Source organism: Chloroherpetonaceae bacterium (assembly GCA_025056565.1).
In the GTDB taxonomy this organism is placed as follows: Bacteria; Bacteroidota; Chlorobiia; order Chlorobiales; family Thermochlorobacteraceae; genus Thermochlorobacter.
On record JANWWA010000012.1, the window covers coordinates 42,587 to 59,363 of the forward strand.

The 16,777-nt window shown below is 48.5% G+C and carries 15 protein-coding genes; 9 read left to right on the forward strand and 6 right to left on the reverse strand.

The genetic code is table 11. The features are described 5' to 3' along the window. Nucleotides 1–135: 135 nt before the first annotated feature. Complete coding sequence (locus tag NZM05_09750) at nt 136–720, reverse strand: hypothetical protein (GenBank protein ID MCS7013896.1); 585 nt, start codon at nt 718–720, stop codon at nt 136–138. A 372-nt stretch (nt 721–1,092) separates the two neighbouring features. On the opposite strand from NZM05_09750, the gene hrcA reads away from it, so the two are divergent. From hrcA to NZM05_09790, 8 genes are all read left to right on the forward strand, one after another. Beyond that, nucleotides 1,093–2,151: a heat-inducible transcriptional repressor HrcA gene (hrcA, locus tag NZM05_09755; protein ID MCS7013897.1), complete on the forward strand. Its 1,059-nt coding sequence runs from the start codon at nt 1,093–1,095 to the stop codon at nt 2,149–2,151. 40 nt (nt 2,152–2,191) lie between these two features. Beyond that, nucleotides 2,192–2,872 (forward strand): nucleotide exchange factor GrpE, encoded by a 681-nt coding sequence (locus NZM05_09760; protein ID MCS7013898.1) that lies wholly within the window; start codon nt 2,192–2,194, stop codon nt 2,870–2,872. 20 nt (nt 2,873–2,892) lie between these two features. After that, nucleotides 2,893–4,062, forward strand: coding sequence for a molecular chaperone DnaJ (dnaJ, locus tag NZM05_09765; GenBank protein MCS7013899.1), 1,170 nt, complete (start codon nt 2,893–2,895; stop codon nt 4,060–4,062). Nucleotides 4,063–4,195: 133 nt separating this feature from the next. Then, complete coding sequence (locus NZM05_09770; protein ID MCS7013900.1) at nt 4,196–4,645, forward strand: peroxiredoxin; 450 nt, start codon at nt 4,196–4,198, stop codon at nt 4,643–4,645. After that, a complete protein-coding gene (locus NZM05_09775; GenBank protein MCS7013901.1) occupies nt 4,645–5,394 on the forward strand; it encodes a hypothetical protein in 750 nt (249 codons plus the stop codon). Before NZM05_09770 ends, NZM05_09775 begins: the two co-directional genes overlap by 1 nt. Before the next feature lie 76 nt (nt 5,395–5,470). Next, nucleotides 5,471–6,442, forward strand: coding sequence for a UbiA family prenyltransferase (locus NZM05_09780; protein MCS7013902.1), 972 nt, complete (start codon nt 5,471–5,473; stop codon nt 6,440–6,442). Nucleotides 6,443–6,562: 120 nt separating this feature from the next. Then, the gene (locus tag NZM05_09785; protein ID MCS7013903.1) at nt 6,563–8,245 is read left to right on the forward strand and encodes an ATP-binding protein; all 1,683 of its coding nucleotides are present in this window, start codon (nt 6,563–6,565) and stop codon (nt 8,243–8,245) included. Nucleotides 8,246–8,342: 97 nt separating this feature from the next. Further along, entirely contained in the window at nt 8,343–9,302 is a 960-nt protein-coding gene (locus NZM05_09790) for a response regulator (protein ID MCS7013904.1), read from the forward strand. A gap of 236 nt (nt 9,303–9,538) precedes the next feature. Here NZM05_09790 and NZM05_09795 read toward each other — a convergent pair whose 3' ends face one another. The 5 genes from NZM05_09795 to NZM05_09815 all read right to left on the reverse strand — a co-directional run bounded on the left by NZM05_09795 (nt 9,539) and on the right by NZM05_09815 (nt 15,959). Beyond that, nucleotides 9,539–10,114, reverse strand: coding sequence for a fasciclin domain-containing protein (locus NZM05_09795; protein ID MCS7013905.1), 576 nt, complete (start codon nt 10,112–10,114; stop codon nt 9,539–9,541). A 279-nt stretch (nt 10,115–10,393) separates the two neighbouring features. Then, a complete protein-coding gene (locus NZM05_09800; protein ID MCS7013906.1) occupies nt 10,394–11,974 on the reverse strand; it encodes a HAMP domain-containing histidine kinase in 1,581 nt (526 codons plus the stop codon). Then, nucleotides 11,971–13,326: a sigma-54 dependent transcriptional regulator gene (locus tag NZM05_09805; GenBank protein ID MCS7013907.1), complete on the reverse strand. Its 1,356-nt coding sequence runs from the start codon at nt 13,324–13,326 to the stop codon at nt 11,971–11,973. Before NZM05_09805 ends, NZM05_09800 begins: the two co-directional genes overlap by 4 nt. Before the next feature lie 20 nt (nt 13,327–13,346). Next, nucleotides 13,347–14,912: an ATP-binding protein gene (locus tag NZM05_09810; GenBank protein ID MCS7013908.1), complete on the reverse strand. Its 1,566-nt coding sequence runs from the start codon at nt 14,910–14,912 to the stop codon at nt 13,347–13,349. A gap of 6 nt (nt 14,913–14,918) precedes the next feature. Continuing rightward, a complete protein-coding gene (locus tag NZM05_09815) occupies nt 14,919–15,959 on the reverse strand; it encodes a hypothetical protein (protein MCS7013909.1) in 1,041 nt (346 codons plus the stop codon). 246 nt (nt 15,960–16,205) lie between these two features. Here NZM05_09815 and gcvH point away from each other — a divergent pair, with 246 nt between their 5' ends. Then, a complete protein-coding gene (gene gcvH / locus NZM05_09820) occupies nt 16,206–16,586 on the forward strand; it encodes a glycine cleavage system protein GcvH (GenBank protein ID MCS7013910.1) in 381 nt (126 codons plus the stop codon). Nucleotides 16,587–16,777: the final 191 nt, after the last annotated feature.

Consider the following 16,777-nt stretch of genomic DNA (forward strand, 5'->3'; position numbering starts at 1 on the left):
TTGGATATGCTGGAACAACCTTTGTCGGTTTGATCCGGCGAAATGTGGCGATGCGTACATAGAACTTTGGATAAAAACAGCCCTGCACAGTAACCCGAGAGGGCAAGGCAGAGCCACTGCAAGAAGTTAGCAGAGTTATAGCACAAAAACCAATCCGCCGCTGATACCGTTAATAGACTGATTAAGGTTAATTTCGCCCGTCACAGTGAAGTAAAGATTTCTTGCGACTGCAAAATCAAAACCCAGGACCAAATTAACTGGCACTGCATTGGCATTGTTTTCAACCACGAAGTCGAGGTTGAGACCCGCCATCAAGCCGACAATGCCGAGCCGTCCGCTAATCATTGCGCCAGCGTCGAAGCCGGCCCCAAATCCACCAGCATGACCGCCAGCGTAGAGGTCAAGGCGAATGGACGCAGAGCGATAGATACCGAAACGCACATCGCCGCCACCATAGAGCCGATAAGGCTGCGCTCCTGCTCCAAAACGTCCATTGATGTTGATAAAGTCAGAGATACCATATGTGAGCTGGCTATGGAAAATAAAGCCGGTGTAAGGGCTAAACACAATGCCGGGTTGAGCAGCAATCAACCAGTCGCCACCACCGGCAGCAAGGCGCAAAGGCGGAGGAGTACCCGCTAATGCTGTAGTCGTGTACAGAGAGAAAGAAAGAAACAGAGCAAAAGTGCACTGACGCAGGAAAGCGAGGTTTTTGGGCATTGATGATGGTGATTAGGTTGAACAAGGTAGCGCAAAATACAGAATAGCAGGCAGCAAATAAAATGCAGGGGTGCTGGGTCGGCTAAAACCCTCACTCTACCCCTAAGGCAGAGGGCACAAGCAAAAGCGAAGGGCGAGGCAGGCTTAGCGCCAGTAAGGCAGCAAGAAACCAACTGCACGGAAACTGCCTTGCTGCCTCGGGGGTGAAGCGAAAACCAAAAGTCCGCCGTATAATTTTTGTAAATTTGCAGTAATTATGACGATTTTTCAGGGCGCTACGGACGGAAACGTCCGACATCTCTGACAAAGTTTCCTAACGGGTAAGCCCGCTGAAAGCGGCATAAATTTTGTTCGTAAAACGGATTTGGAAGTATGGCACGAGAACTGACTGAACGCGAAAAAGAAGTCCTCGGCTTGATTATCCAAAACTTTATTCTGACTGCGACGCCAGTAGGCTCGCGCTTTCTGGCAAAGCGCTCTGACTTAGGGCTGTCGGATGCAACCATTCGCAATGTGATGGCGGATTTGGAAGAGGAAGGCTACATCACGCATCCGCATACCTCTGCAGGGCGCGTGCCGACGGACAAAGGCTATCGCTTTTATGTCAGCTCAATGATGCGTGTGGGCACGCTCTCGCAAGGCGAGCGCGCCAAAATAGACCAAAACATTGAGCAAATTGTGGCAAACTCACAAGGCTCCGAAGATGTGCTGCGCGAAGCGTCACGGATCCTGAGCAAAATCTCTCGCCAGATTGGTATTGTGCTCTCGCCAAAACTCTCGAAAGGAATTTTTGAAAAGCTAGAAATTGTCCCGCTCTCCTCGAACAAAATTATGGTGGTCATTTCCATTCAAGCGGGGCTCGTAAAAACTATCGTGCTGGAAGTGCGTTCCGAAGTGCCGCGCGCAAAGCTCGAGGAACTCTCACGCACGCTCAACGAGCGGCTATCGGGACTGACATTGGAAGAAATTCGGCACACCTTCTCCGAGCGAGTCGCTGACTGTCAAGATGACACGGGATTGATTCGGGTCTTCATTGACTCTGCTGAGCGGCTGTTTGACAGTCAGCCAGACACCGAGCGCATCCATGTGGCAGGCACTGAGAACATCTTGGCGTATCCAGAGTTCGAAAACCGTGAGAAAATTCGCGGCATTATTGAACTCATTGAAAATGAAGATGTCATTGTGCACTTGCTCGAGGATAGCATGGCAAACGATACCAGCAGCAAAATTGAGGGCGTGAGCATTCGCATTGGCAAAGAAAATCAAGACAGTAAGATGAAGGATTGCAGCATTATTACGGCGCGCTATGAAGTCGGAAGCACGGTCGGCACCGTAGGCGTCATTGGGCCGACTAGAATGGATTACAGCAAAATTGTGCGCGTCATTGACTATATGGCTAAGCGGCTCTCGGCAACGCTAAGCCAGATGTAGTGCAAAAATAAGTGAAATCAAAACTTAACTTTTGAGGGAAATGATGGCTGAAGACATTAGGCAAGAAGAGCTAAAGTCGCAAGAGGACACAAAAGAAAGCAAACAGGAATCAGTTGCCGCACAAGCTGAACCAAGCACGGCACAAGCTGAATCCAGCACAGCCGCTGAGGTAGCTGCAAGTGCAGCAGAACCAGCAGCGGGGGCTAGCAGTGAAAGTACAGCAGAACCTGTAAAGGCAGAACCCTCGCTGGAGGAGCGACTGGCAGCCACTGAAGCAGAACGTGACCAGTATAAAGACCTTCTGTTGCGTAAAGCGGCTGAATTTGAAAATTTTCGCCGTCAGAAGGAACGCGAAATGGCTGCACTCATCAAGTTTGCAGATAAGAACCTCATCAAGCAAATCTTGCCTATCATTGACGATTTGGAACGGGTAATTTCCAACGCGGAAAAGTTTCTTGCCAACAATCCTGATGCAAAGGTGTATGTCGAGGGTGTCAGGCTTGTACACCAGAAGCTAATGAAGACCTTAGAGGCACGTCAGGTGAAGCGAATGGAAACCTTAGGCAAGAAATTTGACCATAATTTCCATGAGGCACTGACGCAAATGCCTAAGGCGGACGTGGAGCCTGATACGATTGTCGAAGAATTTGAACCGGGGTATTTGATGCACGATGAAGTTATTCGCCATGCGAAAGTGGTGGTCGCTAAACCGATTGAATAACTCAACTTGTAAGGGGAGCTATGAAGCGAGATTACTACGAAGTTTTGGGTGTGAAACGCAATGCAAGCCTTGATGAAATTAAGAAAGCGTATCGCAAGCTGGCGATGCAGTATCACCCAGACCGTAATCCCGGAGACAAGTCAGCGGAGGAGAAGTTCAAAGAAATCAATGAAGCCTATGAAGTGCTAAGTGATGCAGACAAACGCCGTCGCTACGATCAGTTTGGTCATGCAGGCGTAGGCACCTCAGCGGCATCGGAAAGCAATCCTTTTGCTGGGCGTGCCGATTATAGCGACATTTTCAGCGCCTTTAGCGACATTTTCGGCGGCTTTGCGGGCGGTTCGCAATTTGAGGAAATGTTTGGTGGAGGCAGCCGAACCCGCTCACAGCGTCGACGCTCGCAAGGAATGCCTGGCTCTGACTTAAAGTTGAAACTCAAGCTCACGCTGGAGGAGATTGCTAATGGGGTCGAAAAAACCTTGCGGGTTAAGAAGTTGGTAAAGTGCGACGCCTGCAATGGCACAGGTTCAAAAAATGGTCAGTATGACACTTGCCCAACTTGCAATGGCACAGGTGAAGTGCGGCAAGTCTCTCGCACAATGTTTGGACAGTTTGTCAGCGTAACTACCTGCCCGACCTGCCAAGGCGAAGGACGCATCATTAGAGACAAGTGCAATGTTTGCAACGGCGAAGGACGTGTGCAAGGTGAAGTAACCATTAAGGTCAATATCCCTGCTGGCGTAGCTGATGGCAACTACATTCCATTGCGAGGACAAGGCAATGCAGGGATTCGTGGCGGTCCGGCAGGAGACCTGCTGGTAATTATCGAAGAACAACCGCACAAATACTTCACGCGGCAAAACGACGATATTCTCTACGACCTTTACATTGGTTTCCCTGATGCGGTCTTGGGCACACGGGTCGAAGTACCCACACTGGATGGTAAAGAGACAATTGAAATTCCAGCAGGCACGGAGGCTGGCAAAATCATTCGGCTCTATGGCAGAGGAATCGGACACCTGAATGCAACCGGCAGAGGAGATGAGCTGGTGCGCATCAATATCCATATCCCAACGAAGCTTTCGGCAAGTGACCGAGAACTTCTAAGGCAACTCCAAAAGTCGGAGACCTTTTCACCACATAAGAATGGTAAGAGCTTCTTTGAACGCGCAAAGGACATTTTCAGCTAAGCGCGCAAATCCCTAATGGGGCTGGAGTAAAGCAATTTTGGGAGCGCAGCACAGGTAGAGAAGCAGAAAGTTGCACGCTATTTGTCTTATCACGACTCAGAGCGTTGCAATACACAGTCAAAACTGCACAGAAATGATTCCAGTCGGCATACAAGCACCTGATTTTTCCTTACCAGATGAAACAGGCACTTTGCATTCGCTCTCTCAGTATCGTGGAAAAAAAGTTGCCCTAATTTTCTACCCGGGCGACAATACGCCAGTGTGCACCTCACAGCTTTGCAACTACCGTGACAACTACGAGAAGTTTCAAGCTCGTGGCATTGTGGTGCTTGGCATTAGCACCGATAGCGTGGAATCACATCAAAGCTTTGCAAAGAAGTTTTCATTTCCATTTCCACTTCTGGCCGATAAGGACAAAACTGTGCATAAGCTCTACGATGCACTGGGATTGTTGGGACTACCGCAGCGCGCATATGTGGTAATTGATGAAGCAGGTAAAGTCATCGTCTCCTTTGCAGAAACGTTGCCCGTTTTCTTCCGAACCCCAGATGAACTTTTTGAAAAAATTGACCGTGCAGCGTAATGAAAAAAGTCTGGCTATGCGTCTGGGTTGTGCTTCTGTGGCAATTGCCATTTCTGAAAGCACAAGTGCCTGCACTGGAGGCGCAAATTGATTCGCTCAGTCAACTCATTTCAGAAAATCCAACTGATTCACTTGCCTTTGAGCGTCGCTTAGCCTTAGCTGAACTCTACTTTTGCTGCTCCTTCCGAGACCCGAACAATCCACGTGCACGCCAGCAAGAATTGGATGCAGCACTGAGAGAAGTTGAAAAAGCACACCAGCAGCGGAAGACAGCAACCTCACGTGCTTTAGAATGCGCAGTGCGTTTAGAACGCACTCAATTTCAGCCACGCTCAGAAGCCTTGCTCACATTAGATATGTGCCAAAAGGAATTAGCCGATATTTTGCGCACCGACCCACTGAATCCGTTGGCGCTGACGGTCTACGGTGCATTAGGTGTCGAGTTGGGGAAAGTTCCGCCTATTAAGCGCCTGTTTGCACGTTGGTTCTATATGCCTCTGCCAGAAGAGCCTTCCGTGAACACTGCAATTCTTTATCTCTTAGAAGCAAGGTTGCTGGGGAAGTATCAAGTATTCGTGAATCTGAAATTGGGCGAGGCGTATATGCAAGTACGCAATGCGCGAGAAGTAGTCGAGTCTCTCAAGGCCTGTCTTGCAGCGCCTGAGGTGTATCCGTATTTTGACGCACATTCTAAAGCGCTTGCACAAAAAATGCTGGACGAATACTTAGCCGCGCGCAAAGCGCGATAAGGGCTGAAAAGTGCTGTCCACGAAGGCGGAATTAGGTAAAACCACGGAGATGGGGAGGCCACACGCAGTTCCCACTATGCGCTGGCTATACTGGCTGGACTATGTGTTTCTCCTGCGCCCAGCGCAATTTTTCCCACTCTGGGCGACCTACTTTTCAGGCTACATCACTGCGCAAAAGAGCCCTTTTTTCTTCACGGCACATTTTCCTTGGCTGGCATCTGCAGCAATTACACTCACCGCAGGGCACATTTACCTGTTTAACCAGATTGTCGACAAAGAGAGCGATAAGGCAAACGGGAAGCTCTTTATCTTAGCTGATGGCTATGTATCCATGCCAGTGGTGTGGAGTGAAGGAATAGTGCTCGTAGGGCTATCGCTGTGGTTGGCATGGCAGGTGTCGATCGAATTTTTCTACTCAGCTCTGACCCTCTCAGCAATAGGACTAAGCTATTCATTTTTGGGATTGATGAACCGCCCAATCATCTCGCTTGCGATGAATAGCTTAGGCGGTGGCGTTGCATTTATCGCAGGTGCGTATTCCATACCACAAAGTGGATTAGGTGGCGGCAGTGCGTTCTGGGAAATACTCTTCTGGTCAGTACCACACATCTTCGCCTATACGGCAGTCTCGGCACTTGTAACGCTGCCTGACCGAAAAGGCGATGAAGCTTTTGGTAAGCGCACCGTGGCGGTGCACTACGGCGTGGAGACCACACTGCGCCTTGCGTGGGTGTTTGATGGGCTAGCGTTGCTAACTGCACTGCTGACATGGAACGGGTATGTAATCGGAACGATTGGATTAACTGCGCTGGTGGCGCTCCCCTCGTTTTGGAAGGTGATGTGGCAGGGTGATGCAACAGAGGTGTTTGCTCCCGTCAAGCTGGCAATGCTGGCGCTGACGCTACTGGTCTCGCTGTTCTTCCCAGCGTTGCTTTTGCTGGTCGTGCTAAATTTTGCAGCATGCAAAGCCTACTATCGCTACCGTTTCGGGCTGGATTACCCAAATTTTCAGAAAAGTAGCCAACCAGCCTTTGCTGAAAAGGCGTAATTTTCGCCACCTCTTCCTATTGAAGCGAAAAAGTTTCTCCACTTTTGAGGGCGATGGCTGCCAGATTTCGTCTCCTTTTTAAGCCCTATACTTGCTTGGCACGACTTTTGACGAAGCAAAGTGTGGCAAGTTAAGGGCGAAAATCACCTGAAAAAGTGCTATCATAGCAATGCATTTCACCAACTTAAAACAGCCCTAACAATGATTGATTACAAGAAAATCAAAAAGTCGCTCAAGAAGGCGCTTAAGGCCGTTGAGCAGATGGAGATGCTGGATATGTTAATGAGAATGCAAGCATCTGGGCATTTGCCCCCGATGGCATCGCAGATGTTTGCGCAAGAAATTGCAAATGCCAGTCACTTGCTAAATCAAGCTACGCAAGGCAGTGGAATGCAAAGCGCCGCAGCGCCTGCAAGCAGCAATACGCTACCACCGATGAGCTATGATGAATGGCTGAAAAAATTAGCAGAGCGTCAAGGCAGTGTGCCGCCGTCCAGTGCACCCGCAGCGCTCACGACAGTTGGGGCTGATGAAGCTTTGCGCCAGAGCGAACAGCGCTTGCGCACCATCATTGACTCCACACCACTTGGCATTGTCATCACCAATGAAGACGGCATCATTGAATACGCCAATCAAGCCTACTGCGAAATCTATGGCTATACCGCGCAAGAAATGATTGGCAAGTCTTTCACCATCATCGTTCCGCCTGAAAAGAAAGACTTCTGGCTAGACTTGCATCGCAAATACCTTGACGGTTACAAAGAAATTCGGGGTGAATGGGAAGTGCGCCACAAGAGCGGTCGTCCAATTTACATTCTTGCTGATGCGGCACGCATTATCGGAGCAGATGGCAAGCGCAAGAAAGTAACCTTTGTCAGCGACATTACCGAGATGATTAAGCTCAAAGAGGAAGCACGTCAAAATGAAGTGCAAATGCTTCAAGCAGAAAAGATGAGTTCGCTCGGTCAAATGGTTGCAGGCTTGGCACACGAGATGAATACACCGCTTGGCTTTGTGCGCAATAACCTTGAGCTCTTAGAAGCCAAACATCAAGAACTGCGAGAGCTGATTGCAATGTATGACAAGTTACGCTCACAAATTATGTATGGCACGCCTAACGATGTGGCAATGATGCTTGCACAGATTGACCAATTCTCACAGAAGGTCAAGAACCGCGTCTATGAACAAGCGCCGATGCTATACCGCAACTCTATTGAGGGCATTGACCGCATACAAGACTTGATTCTGAACCTGAGAAACTTCTCGCGCATTGATGAGGCAAGCTTTAAGCCAACGAATGTCAATGAAAACATTGAATCTACACTCAAAATCGCAGGGCATCTCTTCAAGGGTGGCATTCAGGTTATCAAGGAATTCGGTGTCTTGCCTGAAATTATGGCCTATCCAGCGCAACTCAACCAAGTCTTTCTTAACCTTATCACAAATGCGGTGCAAGCCGTCGATGAACGCAACGGTCGCATTGTGATTCGCACGATGGCACAAGGTAATTCTGTTGTGATTAAGATAGCAGATAATGGCAAAGGCATTCCACCAGAGAATCTCAAGCGCATCTTTGAGCCATTCTTTACGACAAAGGAAGTCGGGCAAGGAACAGGCTTAGGACTGTCCATTGCCTACAAAATCATTGAAAAGCATAAAGGCAAGATTGAGGTGCAGAGCAAAGTGGGAGTGGGCACGGAATTCACCATCACGTTGCCAGTCAACCCGATGCAGGTGCAAGCACCAAGCGAAAAAGGTGCATTGGCAGGACCTGCTTTTGCAGACTCACCCTTTGTTGAGTAATCCAAAACCTTAGTGAAGTGCTAGACTTCACCTATACCAAGTAGCAACTGGGGTAAGGTGAATGGCTGTTTTTTCAAACATCTAACATTGAAGTAAAATGCAAAAGCATCACCTTTTGCTTGTCGATGACGAACCAATGATTTTGCATTCGCTGTCGCTCCTTTTTTGCGAAGACTATGTGGTGCATACTGCCACGAGTGGCACAGAAGGTTTAGAACTATTGCAGCAGCATCCTATTTCGGTCATCATCAGCGACCAGCGAATGCCGCAGATGACAGGCATTGAGTTCTTGCGACAGGCCAAAGAGATTGCCCCAAATGCAATTCGCATTTTAATGACAGGTTACTCAGACCTGCAAGCAGTAATTGATTCAGTCAACGTGGGCGAAGTGTTTCGCTACATCAATAAGCCGTGGCAGGCAGAAAAACTCAAGGAAACAGTGCGGTTTGCCTGTATGGTGGCCAGCCAGCGTAGCTCAATTGCAAAGGAAAAAATAAAGGTGCCTGCAAGTGGGCTTTCATATGGACTTTCAAAGCCAGAGCAGGTGAAGTCGGAATATGAGCTGCTCTTCGTCGATAGTAACCCCTCGCACCTGCAATCTTTCAAAGAGTTCTTTGAGCCGAAGTATGTATGCCACACAACCAATTCGCCAAACGATGCGCTGGATATGTTGCGTCGCTTCCCAATTGCGGTGCTGGTGAGTGAGGCTTGCCTTAATGATGTCGATGGGGCAGATTTCCTTATTGCCGCAAAATCCGTGCAGCCAGAAGTGGTAACCGTACTAATGACCAGTATGAAAGATGCGAAAATTGCAGTGCGGCTAATCAATGAAGGACAAGTGTATCGGTATCTGGTAAAACCATTTGCGCGTGAATCGCTCCGTCTAACAATTGAGTCAGCAGTCATTCACTACAAACTCAACAAGGAAAATCCACATCGCAACGCAATGCTGCTGGAGCAAGCACTCTACGCAAATCAACCGAGGTCGGAAACGCGCTCATTTCAGGAGCTTTTGACCGCATTGCGCCAGCGCTTAGACACTAAACCAATATATTGAAGCAATAGCGTTGCACAGAGAGAGAGTGCTAAGTAAGCGCATCTCAGTGGGCAAGTGGTGTGCAAACCTACCGTAACTTTACCCCCTACTGCAAAATTACCGTAACTTTACCCCCTACTGCAAAATTTCTCTTTGGAAAAAGGTCTACATCGCTCGAACAGGTAAAAGAACAACGCCAGCAAAAAGTAAAAAAGCCCTGACAAGAGTCAGGGCTAACGCATTGAACTTAACGCCGATTACTTTTTGGGTACAATCACGGCATCAATCACATGGATGACTCCGTTGGTGCACTCAATGTCGGTCTTGGTAACATTAGCATTGTCGACCGTGACCTTGCCGTCTGCGACCTTGACTTCAAATTCCTTGCCGCTGACGGTCTTGACCTTACCGGGTTTCACATCAGCCGCCATCACTTTGGCAGGAACAACATGGTATGTCAGAATCTCCTTCAGCTTCTTTTGGTCTTTTAGAATCTTGTCCAGATCCTTGACCTTGCTGAAAGCTTCGTCAGTTGGAGCGAAAACGGTAAATGGACCGGGACCAGCAAGAACAGTGTCCAGACCAGCCGCTTTGACGGCTTCAACCAGCTTGGTAAAAGAACCAGCCGCTACTGCGGTTTCCACGATGTTCTTCTTCTTGGCAGCTTCTTCGGCTGCTTTGCGTGCAGCTTCTACTTTTGCAAGTGAGTCAGCACGACGGAGCGAGTCTTCAATGCGCTGCTTCTCTTTCTTGGCAAGCTCTTCTTTGCTTGGGCCACAGCCAATAACGGCAACAAGACTCAGGGCGAGGAGAGAATAAAAAAGCGTTTTCATTGTGGAAATTCTCCGGTTATGTTGGTTGTTTTGTTTTAGTTAAGCGTTTTCGACTTGACGATTTTGTTATCAAGTTGGGCGCAAATATACAACGAAGCGGGCGTTTTCCAAAACAATGCAGTGTAAATTGGTAAATCTGAGAAGAAGGCAAAACACTCGCATGAGCGACTGAGCACATCAGAACGTGTATCTGCGCCACATGAGTGACCTTCACTCCCGAAGACCTAAGTGAGGAAGATATAGCGAAGTTAAGGCAGCGCTATGCCAAAAGGCATATCATCATTTCTTGTGGGGAGGTGAAGCAGGAAGGGCAACGAAGAACGTGGCGCCCTTGTCTCTACCTGCGGATTCTGCCCAGATGTAACCGCCGTGTGCCTCGACAATTTGCTTTGCAAGATATAGACCGAGTCCCGTCGAGTTCTCGCCGCCAGTTGGCAACGCAGAAAGCCGTTGAAACTTGCCAAACAGTTTTCCCATATCTTCTTCACTGAGACCTTGACCCTCATCCTTCACAGAGAAAACAAGATATGGGGTATCAGGCACAGAAGGTAGAATGTGCAGTGTGCTGGAGGGGCGAGATGATGCTTGGCTCTCGGCAAGCTCAGTGACCTGCATACGCTGTGGCACAAAGTGGTCTCTTTGCTCCAGACAAACCCAAATACGCCCCCCGTGGTACGAATACTTGATAGCGTTCGAGAGCAGATTTTCAAGCACTGACCGAATATGTCGGCTGTCCACCTCTGCATAACAATTCGGCGCAATGTCAGTGTAAAGTGTCTGCTGCTTTAGCTGAGCTTGTTCTGCGAAGCGACTAACAATGTGCGTGACCAGACCAGAAAAATCAGTATGCGATTTGCTAAGCGTAGAGAGATTGCTCTCTACAGCAGCGCTTTCCAAGACCTCTTGAATAATTGCGGCCATTCTCGCTGCGCTACGCTGGATAATTTGAGTCATTTCTTTGATGTGTGAGAGGGATTCACTTTCAGCAATAAGTGAGGTAAATCCGATGATAGACTGGAGCGGATTTTTGAGGTCGTGTGCCGCAATTGCCAGAATTTCTGACTTGAATTTGTTGGCTTCTCGCAGCGATTCATTAGTGAGTGCCAGTTCCCAACTGGCTTCACTGAGTTCTCGCAAAAGTCGGTCAGTTTGCGCTTTTTCAGCCCTAAGCTGTTCAGTTTGCTCGGCTAATTGCTGCAAGAGCATTTTTTCCTTTTCGCGTGCATAAAAGTCTTTTACCCAGTTTGCATAAAGCATACGTGAGATAAGCCAAGCCACCAGTGCTGAAACAGTGCTATTGACATAATGCGCGCTCGCAGTATCTGCATCAGACTGGAAGTGAGAGATGCCAAGAAGAAGCACCAGATGTGGCACGATGTAGAGCACAAGGCTTTCCCAGAGCGGGTAGAGCTGTGCCGCAGCTAAGCCAAATAAGGCTACGATATAGACAGTAATCTGCCCATGAATTTCTTGGTCAGAGCTACTTAGGGCTGCGCACCAGAGCATCATAAACAAAGCGAAAGCAAAGCTCAGTGCATAGCGTGTGCGTGTGGCGCGAGGACGGCGGCGAATAAAGTAGGCAACGAGAAGGAACAGCGAAAGTGTGCCAACGAGCGTAAAGTGCAGGTATGCCAATCGTTCATAGCCCGCGTTCTGCCAGACACCATTCTGGTATCGCTCTGAGAAATTCAGTAGAATGAGAAAAAGGTGAGCAACTGTCAGCAGTAGTGAAAGCAAAACTGCACGCGAGAAGTTAAGCGTTGCAATTTCTGTGAAGAATAGCGTGCGGCAAGACTCTGGAACCGCAGGTGGGCGGAACAATCCCAAGCGCTGAATCCAATGTGAGAGCGAGATGTTCAAGTTTGATTCGCTTCAGTGTTGTCTTTAAGTTTGCGATAAAGTGTAGCGACGCCGATACCAAGTAGGCGCGCAGTTTCTTCTTTGCTACCGCCGGTCGCCTCTAATGTGCGCGCAATCATCACCTCCTCAATTTCTTCTAAGGTTGTGCCAATTCGGAACGAAACCACCTTAGAGTGTTCTTGTCCAGTGATGTAATCAGGCAGGTGTTCTTTTTGAATCATATCGCCAGAGCAGAGTACGGTAGCGCGCTCAATCACATTTTCCAATTCACGAACGTTTCCACGCCAGTGATGTCCTTCTAAAAGGCGCATCGCTTCAGGTGAGATGCCCTTGATAGACTTGGCGTTAAGCAATGCATACTTTTCCAAAAAGTGTTGCGCCAAGGGGATAATGTCGTCTTGACGTTGTCGCAGAGGCGGTAGCTTGATTTTAATCACATTGAGCCTGTAGTAGAGATCTTCACGAAAACGACCCTGCTCAATTTCTTTCTCAATATCCTTGTTGGTCGCGGCAATGATGCGCACATCGACCTTTATGGTTTCCTCGCCACCAAGTCGCTCAAACTCCCCATCTTGCAACACACGCAGCAGCTTTACTTGAAGAGGTGTGGGCATATCGGCAATTTCGTCTAAGAAAATCGTGCCGCCGTGAGCCAGCTCGAAGCGACCTTTCTTCTGCTTAATTGCGTTAGTAAAGGCACCTTTCTCGTAACCAAATAATTCGGACTCGAGAAGTGAGTCGGGTAGCGCCCCACAGTTGACCTTGACGAAAGGCTTATCGCGCCGACCGCTCATCTCGTGAATAGCGCGTGCAATCACCTCCTTGCCCGTACCGCTTTCTCCCAAAAGCAACACCGTGGCGCGGGACGGTGCAACTTTCTCAACTGTATCCAGCACCTCACGAAAGACAGGGCTGAAACCAATGATATTTTTCGGCAGATACTTTGCGCCGAGCTGCTGACGCAACTTTGCATTTTCCATCAAAAGCAGACGCGTCTCAAGCGCACGTGAGACCAAGCGGCGAATATCACCCATTCGAAAAGGCTTCTGAATGTAATCATACGCACCAAGCTTCATTGCTTCCACAGCCGAGTCAACGGTGCCATATGCAGTCATCACAATAACAACAATGTTAGGGTCGTGCTTTTTGATATCGCGCAGCAGCTTGACCCCATCTGAGTCTGGAATTTTCAGGTCGGTGATAACCAAGTCTATATCTTCTTCGCTGAGGATTTTTAAGGCCTCGCGGGCAGTTTCTGCTGCAAAGAGCTTGCGTTCCTCTGACTTTTGCAAGCCATCGCGCAACGCATCACGAGTATTTTTGTCGTCTTCGACGATGAGGATTTTAACCATACCAGTCTCTCTGGAAAAGGTTATGAAATCGGTTCTAACACAGGTTTTTCGACCAGCGGCAAGGTTACGCGCGCTACAGCGCCATGCCGGTCGGTGCGGTTTTTGATTTCAATATCGCCATGATGCGCTTCGACGATTTCGCGCACGATGTAAAGTCCTAAGCCTGTGCCGCCAGATTTGGTAGAGTAAAAAGGCGTAAAAAGTTTCTCGAGTGCATCATCTGAAAGCCCATCGCCATTGTCGCGCACTTCAATCACAGCCAGCGAATTTTCTTGACCGATGGCAACTTCAATTTCACACACTGTGTTCTCGCTGCAAGCTTCCAGTGCATTCTGAAAAAGGTTGACAAGCACGCGTGAGAACTGTCGCTCGTCAATCATCGCAAAAAGTTGAAGCGAGTCGCTATAAAGTCGCTTAAACTTTACAGGTTTCTTCATCAAAAGAAAGTTGGCTTCGGCTTTGTCAATGCACACGTCTATGAGGTTTCTGATATTGGTCAGCACAAAGTCGGTCTTATTGAGTCGCGAAAGTGAGAGGTAGTTGCTAACGATATCGTTAAGCTTGGCAATTTCCTCGCGCAAGATAAGAAGTTGCTTTTGAATCTTAGGGCTGGCATGAAGGTCAAGTTCGTCTTCCAGAAGGTCAAGGTTGAGCGAAAGCGAGTTTAGGGGGTTGCGGACTTCGTGTGCAACCGCGCCGGCAATTTTTGCCATAGCTGAAAGCCGCTCGGCGTCAATCACTTGGTCGCGCATTTGCCGTAGCTCAGACGCATCGCGTATGACGACAACAAAATGTGGTTCTTTTTCCGATGTTGTGTCAATCGTGGAGACGGAAATGGAGACGGGCAAAAGTCGATCGTCTTGCGTTTTAAGCGTAAGCTCTGCGCCAAAGAGTTTGCCTTTCTTTTCTGACTCTCGCAAAATTGAGCGCAAGTCGCCTTCTGCAACCGTGATTTTATCAAGGCTCTTGCCCACAATTTGCACTTGCTTGTAGCCCAAAAGCTCAGTGGCCGCTTTGTTCCAAAGCGTAACGCGTCGTCGAGAGTCCAAGAGCGTAATAGCATCGGGTGAGTTTTCAATGAGTGAGGTGATAAAGTGCTTTTGCTTCTCGAGCTTTTTGCGCGTGCGATAAAGTTCATCAGCAATCTCGTCGGCAACCAGCATATCGCTGGTTTCGGACTTCATTAGCTCAATTTCGTAGTGATAAGCGACTTCAAGAATGCAGTCATCAATGATTTGTGAGATGCGAATTGCAGTAGGCGTGGTGTAAATCGTCAGTGAAGCCAATTTTTGCAGCAAAACTTTCTTCATGGCCAAAAGCAGACGCAAGCGCTCATCAATGCGCAGCTCTGAGAGAAAGTCGCTTGCGCGAACCAAATACTTTTTGAGCTTGTCAGTGCTTTCTTCGGCAAGGTCGCTGCAAAGGTCGGCGATAGCTGTCTTGAAAAAGTCACGCAGTTCCTTTTCCGTGAAGGTCTCGAGTGAGAAATTGATTTGGTAAGCACCAGTCGGATCGCTCAGCATCAGCACCGCTTCACGGGCAAGGTCAGAGATAGAATCTTGAAGGATTGCAACCTCTCTGCGCATAAGCTCTTAGTCGTCTCTAAGTTGTCGCTTTCGGTTCAGGGCAAAGTCGGCAATAGTTTGAATTAAAGCGGAGTAGTCGTATCCACCGACTTTGGCAGAGCGTGCAAACCCTGCGTCAGGAGAAATGTCAGGATTGGGATTGACATCAATGACGAAGAGCTGACCACTCTGCGAGTAGCGGAAATCAATGCGCGCATAATCACGGCAGCCTAAGGCGTGAAAAGCGCTCATCGCAAGTTGGCGAAGTTGCGCTTCCAGCTTCGGTTCAATGGGTGCAGGACAAATTGGCTTTGTGCCTTGATACTCGAGGCTCGACTCTTCCCATTTCGCTTTGTAGCTTACGACTCTGGGATAGCCTTCAGGCAAGCTCTCAAAGCTGATTTCAGAGATAGGCAAAACTTTGGGCGCAAAAGGATGACCAATGAAGCGTTCATAATCAGGGTCACCCAAAATAGCGACATTAAATTCACGCCCATCAATAAACTCCTCGCACAACGCAGGTTGAGAAAATTGCTTCCAGATAAACTCGACCTGACGACGGAGTTCTGACTCGGAGCGCACCACCGAATCGTTTGAAATACCAAGACTGGCATCTTCTCGTTCAGGCTTAACAAGCAGCGGAAATGGGAGGTCAGTGGCAATAGGTGCACCAATATCAAAGACTTGAAAGCGTGGCGTCGGCACACTACGTCGCAAGAGAATCTTTTTTGTGAGCGATTTCTGCACGCAGACTTCCAAAGTCTTTGCAGGAGAGCCAGTAAAAGGAATACCCAATAAGTCAAGCGTGATGGGCACAAATACTTCCGACTGAGAAAAGCCAAACGCACCTTCAAAGAGATTAAAGACAGCATCGGGCTTTGCTTTTCGCAGTTGCTCCGCTAAGAGAATCACATCGCCAGTGAAAGGCACAAGGCTGACTTGATGCATCTGACGCAGAGCAGCAGCCACGCCTTCTGCAACTTGCAGCACTCCCAGCTCCGACCTAAGGTCGTGCGTAAGCGCGTTGCGGTCAGGAACACTGTTGTAGATAACGACTATGTGTGCCATTTGCAGAGCCTAAAAAATAGTGTAAGAAAAATACAAATTGAGACAAAAACGGTGGGGCTAAATCAGTCATTGAGCAGCGTAGCTCTGCCTTTTGAAGAAAAGAGAAGAGCATCGGAATGGGGAATAAGCGGAGCTGGCAGTAGCAAGTGGCGCACTCCGCAGCAGTTTCGCCTTGCTCTTTTCTCGCTGTGCATACCCAATTCTGAAAATTGTGTTAACTTTATAAAAACATGTTTCTACAAAGAAATGAACTTCCCTGAAACACTTCGTTACACCAAAGAACACGAGTGGATTTACCTTGAAAAGGACGATATCGCTGTTGTGGGAATTACCGACTTTGCTCAATCTGAGCTAGGCGATATTGTCTTCGTCGACCTCAAAGAGGTGGGCACAAAGCTTAACGCAAATGACATCTTTGGCACAGTGGAAGCAGTCAAGACCGTTTCAGATTTGTTCCTGCCAGTGGCAGGTGAAATCATAGAGCATAATCCCGCGCTCAAAGATGCATCTATCGTAAACAAAAGCCCGTATCAGGACGGCTGGATGATTAAGCTCAAGGTGGCAAACCCTGCTGACATTCAAAACCTAATGACCGCAGCGGACTATCGGGCACACATTGGCAGATAGCGCAACACAACCGAAGCATATGCAAGACGAAAGCGACGGCGGCACATACCTCTCTTACCAAGTTTTATACAGGTTTGAAGCAAAGGCTTGCCAGCGAAAGCCTGCATTTACAATATCCGCAATTTTTCAACAGAAAAGTATCATATTGCACCAGCTCTTATCACCCTGCGCAAGGCAACTTTCACTTCAAT